A 4,626-nucleotide genomic window follows, 5' to 3' on the forward strand; every position below is an offset into this window, starting at 1 on the left:
TTTCAAAATAGCGTTTGTCTTCAGTCTGAGGTGGGAGCAAGCTCCCACCAATCCTGTTTAGTGCAAATCCCTATAAGCCATGTTTTGTGCTTGCAAATTTCCAGGAACAAAACTGCAAGTAGTAATCATCTATCTGAGAAATGCGAACATCTCTCCCCCACACTTGGTTCAATTTCCGTGTGTGAAGCTCCCCTACCAAAGTTTGGGTTTCCCGCTCGAGGGGTTTACCGCGTTCCATTGATACTGTTTCCAATATCATTCGTCACTGTGGCACCTTAGGGACTTATCAGCATAGCAAAGCCTTAGCGTCAAAGTCCGCCGTAACTCTTATTCAGAGTTCCCCGGCTTATTTTTTCACCGAGCACGAACACTACAAGCATCTCAGCCTGTGCGAGAATGGACTTTCCTCAGCCGTAATACTACGACCGCAATTACTCAGGATCTGCACCGAATTATTAACGGTTAACTAACTTACAATCGGTGCGATTCGTTAGAACCACTATCTAATTGTGATCCAAAAACCCGTCGTTCCAAATTGGAGAGTCGCTTCAAAATATCCATGTTAGTCGCACTGGACATTTGTTGGGTGGCAGCCGTGCGGGTTCCAGTGGAAGCGCTTCGCATTGGTTGACTCCCCGAGACAGCTAACTGTTTGTTCAGTTCATCAACTTGGACCTTCAGTCGTTCGTTTTCATCGCTTAATTCAGTTAACTGCTTATTGAAAGCCTCATAATCTTTAATGATATTATCTAAAAAGCTATCAACATCGTTTGGATCATACCCACGCATTTTCTGACGGAACTCTTTTTGGAGGATATCTTTTGGAGTATAGTTAATGTTTTCCATTTATTGGTTACACCTCGTCTTAATTTGCAACAAACCACTAAAATAATATCATACATTAATCATCTTGGGAACCATTATTTAAGTTTTCTTGATATTCATCCGCGGCACTCTGGAGATCATCAAACGTGATCAGCCGATAAGGGTACGGGTGACTCTCTGCAAACCGCTTTATTTTATCGAAATCGTACTGGGATTTCCCTGCATTATCTAAATCATATATCATTATCACTTGGTCCGTATGGGTTAACATAAATTCTTGATAATTTCTTAACTGTTGCGGTGATTCATACGGACGCTTGCTAACGCTGGCTGAAAAGTCCACCATCCCGCTAAGCTTGTGAAGTTTCAGCTGATTGGCTTCGTTCCAATTACTCCCAAATTCCGCAAACGGTAACATCATTGCCGTTTGAAACTCATTGGGATACTTAGGCTTGAGTCGTTCAGCGGCCTCCAAAGCCCACTGTTCCACACCTAATTGACCCCCTGAAATAATCCAGTCAGTACCATCCATAATCGCCTGAGTTAGCTCATTTGTCAACACATAGTCAATAACCTTACGTTTTGGTTCATCATCTTTAAAAATTCCTAATTCGTAGCTGCGATAGCCGGTTATCCATAGACGGCTCAAGATATCACCCATTCATAAAACATTTTTCAATCAAATCCACACTTGCTATAATATCATTATTAAAACTATTTTAAACAAAGTTGCAGTACAATGTACATATTGATGTTAAAAGGGAGTTCGATTATATGACAATTAAATACCCGGACGGCCATCAATTTCATCAAAAGCCAACGACTGACAGTTATCATCATAGTGAATCCGTTAACTTCTCAAATCGGGGGATGACACTGGAAGCCGAGCTAAATGAAAGTAACCAATTCTACTTAAGTCACGAGATTGCCGTTATTCACAAAAAACCAACACCCATTCAAATTGTCTCGGTCGATTACCCGAAAAGAAGTGCCGCCCGAATCAAGGAGGCTTATTTTAGGCGGGCTTCCACAACTGATTATAACGGCGTTTATCAGGGACGCTACATTGATTTTGATGCCAAGGAAACCAAAAATAAAACATCATTTCCTTTAAAAAATTTTCATAAACATCAGGTCGAACATATGAGACAATGTTTAAAGCAAGACGGAATTTGTTTTGCGATTATCAAATTTATTAGTGATCAATCCGTATTTCTGCTGCGTGCGTCAGACCTTATCAGCTATTGGGATAAACAAACGGCCGGTGGGAGAAAGTCAATTCCCCGCAAAACTATTGAAAAAATCGGCGTCCTGATTCCTTACCAAATCAATCCCCTGTTACCCTATCTGCATGCGGTTGATACGATCATTCACTAATATCATCGAAGGAGAAATCTATGTCACAGAATAATCCTCACAAGTCACGTACTGACATGAGACGGGGAAAACAGTTCACCAAAAAGCGGCGGCCATTTCGACGAATCATCAAAATCGGCCTCAGTTTGATTGCACTGCTAATCCTGTTTGGTGCCGGACTCTTTGCTTTCTACGCAGCCAGCGCTCCCCAGATTACTAGAACCGCCCTTTCCAGCGACAATTCAACCAAAATTTATGATTCAACTGGTAAAGTTATTTCAAGGTTGGGCAGTCAAAACCGGGATTACGTTAAATCAGATAAAATTCCCGCAACGTTAAAGCAGGCGGTTGTTTCAATTGAAGATCGCCGCTTTTATAAACACCACGGCGTTGATCCCATTCGAATTGTTGGTGCCGCGCTTTCTAACCTCACCGGCTCATCACTGGGCATGCAGGGCGGCAGTACCCTGACCCAGCAACTCGTTAAGCTATCGGTATTTTCAACGGCTGCCAGTGATCGAACTTTGAAGCGAAAAGCCCAGGAAGCATGGCTGGCAATTAAAGTTGAAAATAAATATTCGAAATCGCAGATTTTGGAATTTTATATTAACAAGGTCTACATGGGCAACGGGGTTTACGGGATGCAAACCGGCGCGGAGTTCTATTACAACAAAACCCTTGGTCATTTGACGTTGGCCCAGCTGGCACTGCTGGCCGGTATGCCCCAGTCACCAAAATATTATAATCCCTACCTATACCCAAAGTATGCCACCGAACGTCGAGACGAAGTTCTGAATGCGATGGTTAAAAATAAGGCTATCACCCAAGCTCAGGCACAACGAGCAAAGAATACCAGTGTTAAAAGTGGCCTTGCCAAAACTTATACGAAGACCAGCGGCTCAGCCACCACTTCCCATTACGTCGACGCCTATCTTAAACAAACTTTAGAGGAGCTTAAAGCCAAGGGCTACAAGGCTAATAGTGGGTTAAAAGTCTACACGAACCTGAACATGAACGCCCAAAAGAAACTCTATACGGTTTCGAATAACGATCCAAGCATTGCCTACCCCAGCAACCGGTTCCAGGTTGGGGCAACCCTGGTTAATGTGAATAATGGTAAGGTTATGGCCATGCAGGGAAGCCGCAAAACCAAGGTCGCATTTGGATTAAACCGCGCCGTTCAATCCAGCCGGTCATCCGGATCGACCGCAAAGCCAGTCATGGATTATGGACCAGCAATCCAATATCTTAAATACCCGACTTACCAACCGGTCCGTGATACGCCATACGTTTATCCCGGAACTGATAAAAACGTCATGGATTTTGATAATAAATATCAAGGCACCATCACCATGCGAAAAGCGTTGGTTGAATCACGAAACATTCCAGCCATCCGAACTTTGGAAAACGTTGGTGTGTCAAAAGCAACTGGATTTTTAAAAAATCTTGGAATGAGCTTTAAAAAGCCCCTGGAACTTCAAAACGGAATTGGGCTGTACGTTTCTTCTGAGCAATTAGCAGCTGCATACGCTGCCTTCTCTAATGGTGGGACCTATTACAAGCCTTACATCATTAATCGAATCGTTCAGGCTAATGGCGTCGTTAAGAAGTTTCATCCAAAGGGCAAACGGGCTATGTCACCGGCAACCGCATTTATGATCACCAACATGTTAAAGGGCGTAATGACTGACGCAAACGGTTCCGGAACGGCTGCCAAGATTTCTGGCCTCTATGAAGCTGGTAAAACGGGAACAACCCAATATCCGGATAACTACATTAATCAAGTCCCTGCCGATTCTTCAATGGATGCCTGGTTCTCAGGATATACGAAAAACTATTCGCTTGCGATTTGGACGGGTTATGATCACCAGTTTAAGCCTAATTCCTACATTACCGAACCTGAAACTCAAATCTCCCAGCAAATTTATAAATCTGTGATGAGCGATATTTCTCAGGGGCAGCCGAATGTTGACTGGACAAAACCTGACGATGTCGTCGCAACCGATCGCGGCGGCCAGACCGAGTACTACGTTGCTGGGTACCCCGGAACGGTTACTGACAATACCAGTCAAGCGGCTGGCAGTTACTCCGTTGAAAGCTCGTCAACGACAAACGGGGCTGTTACGACCGCCCCTCGTAGTAACGGTGAAACCCAGAGCAGTTCCCGTGAGTCATCACAAACGGCCTCAACCACCCAAGAGCCGAGCGGTAGCGGCTCATCCTCTGGTGATGGTGACAACAACAATAGTTCCACAACTTCGAGTTCATCAGCTGATAATAGTTCAAGCAATGACACAACCGGCGGTGATAACTCAAACTCGTCAAATGACTCCCAGTCTGGAAACAATAATGATGTAAATGATAATCAATAGTCTTAGTTGATTGGATACAAAAGAGGATGCCCGTTGGACATCCTCTCAGACTGAAGACAAACGCTATTTTGAA

At 43.9% G+C, this 4,626-nt stretch carries 4 protein-coding genes and 1 other RNA gene; 2 read left to right on the forward strand and 3 right to left on the reverse strand.

Annotated elements, in window-relative coordinates:
• Nucleotides 1-68: 68 nt before the first annotated feature.
• From rnpB to FD47_RS13725, 3 genes are all read right to left on the reverse strand, one after another.
• Nucleotides 69-443, reverse strand: an RNA gene (gene rnpB, locus FD47_RS15160) — RNase P RNA component class B.
• A gap of 28 nt (nt 444-471) precedes the next feature.
• Nucleotides 472-846 carry a cell division regulator GpsB gene (gpsB, locus tag FD47_RS13720; RefSeq protein WP_054736569.1) on the reverse strand — a complete coding sequence of 125 codons (375 nt, stop codon included), beginning with the start codon at nt 844-846 and terminating at the stop codon, nt 472-474.
• 55 nt (nt 847-901) lie between these two features.
• Entirely contained in the window at nt 902-1,474 is a 573-nt protein-coding gene (locus FD47_RS13725) for an SLOG family protein (RefSeq protein ID WP_173585515.1), read from the reverse strand.
• A 125-nt stretch (nt 1,475-1,599) separates the two neighbouring features.
• On the opposite strand from FD47_RS13725, the gene recU reads away from it, so the two are divergent.
• Nucleotides 1,600-2,202 (forward strand): Holliday junction resolvase RecU, encoded by a 603-nt coding sequence (gene recU, locus FD47_RS13730; protein ID WP_040538013.1) that lies wholly within the window; start codon nt 1,600-1,602, stop codon nt 2,200-2,202.
• A 20-nt stretch (nt 2,203-2,222) separates the two neighbouring features.
• Nucleotides 2,223-4,553, forward strand: coding sequence for a PBP1A family penicillin-binding protein (locus tag FD47_RS13735; RefSeq protein ID WP_054736565.1), 2,331 nt, complete (start codon nt 2,223-2,225; stop codon nt 4,551-4,553).
• Nucleotides 4,554-4,626: the final 73 nt, after the last annotated feature.

The sequence above is a fragment of the Lentilactobacillus parafarraginis DSM 18390 = JCM 14109 genome (genome assembly GCF_001435895.1).
Lineage (GTDB): Bacteria > Bacillota > Bacilli > Lactobacillales > Lactobacillaceae > Lentilactobacillus > Lentilactobacillus parafarraginis.